The 1020-nt window shown below is 62.9% G+C and carries 1 protein-coding gene and 1 pseudogene; both read left to right on the top strand.

Annotation, left to right across the window (positions count from 1 at the left end; genetic code table 11):
- Positions 1-113: 113 nt before the first annotated feature.
- On the top strand, positions 114-671 hold the full coding sequence (locus ACXJKO_RS31790) for a dihydrofolate reductase family protein (protein WP_457094979.1): 558 nt from the start codon (positions 114-116) through the stop codon (positions 669-671).
- A 200-nt stretch (positions 672-871) separates the two neighbouring features.
- Positions 872-1020 (top strand): annotated as a pseudogene (locus ACXJKO_RS31785) (IS5/IS1182 family transposase); the annotation flags it as partial.

Below are 1020 nucleotides of genomic sequence, written 5' to 3'. Positions count from 1 at the left end.
CCGGCCGCATAGTCATCAGCCGTCTAGGCCCGCATTCACTTATTGCAGAAGTTGAACATAGACCTCGAGCAATAGCCCTACGCTTTTTCGAGCGCATGGCTTAGGATCGCCGCATGGGCCTATTGACCTTCAGCATCAACGTCACCCTGGACGGCTGCGTCGACCATCAGGTGGGAATCGCTGACGACGAGACGCACGCGTTCTTCACCCGCCTTATGGACGAGGGCGGGGCGATGCTGTGGGGCCGTGTCACCTACGAAATGATGGAGAGCTACTGGCCTGCGGTCGCTCGCGGCGAYGTGGAGGCGCCGCCGGCAATACGCGAGTGGGCGGTYAAGCTGGAGGCMAAGCYGAAATACGTCGTGTCGTCGACGCGAAAGGACTTCCCGTGGACCAACAGCCACCACATCGCCGAGGATCTGCGAACAGGCGTTCAGACGCTCAAAGACGCGAMTCCGGAGGGCGTGCTCCTCGGYAGCGGCAAACTCGCATTCGAGCTGGACCGGCTGGATCTGATCGACGAGTACAAGCTCCTCGTTCATCCCAGGATCGCCGGCCACGGCCCGACCCTGTACCAGGGCGGGCTGCCCAGTACGCGACGGCTCGAGCTGGTCTCGGCGAAGCCGCTCCGCAATGGCGTGGTCGCCATGCACTACCGGCGCGGGCGTTGACTCACAGCAGCTTCATCGCGCTCAGGTCGGAGGACCGCCGGAGCGTAATCCCTTGTCTCCGGCTCGGCTAAGTCGGGCTCACGCGCTGCTGAGGTGCTCCCCCACAAGCTGACGTTTCGAAGATCCGCTACGGGTCGAGGCTGTGTCAAAACGCGGGATCTGGTAATCTGGTGGGGTTAGCACGGACTGGAGGGATCGCGATGAAGCGGTTTGTCCAAGGCCAGGAGCGCAGCCAGGGCACCTTGTTCCCGGCCTGCCTCGACGAGTACGTCAGCGAGGACAATCCGGTGCGGGTGATCGACGTCTTCGTCGACGAACTCAACCTGCGCGCTCTGGGGTTCGAGAGGGT

Source organism: Microvirga sp. P5_D2, from assembly GCF_054049475.1.
Note: the sequence above shows the minus strand (reverse complement) of the source record. Positions and strands in the feature narration are given on the sequence as shown.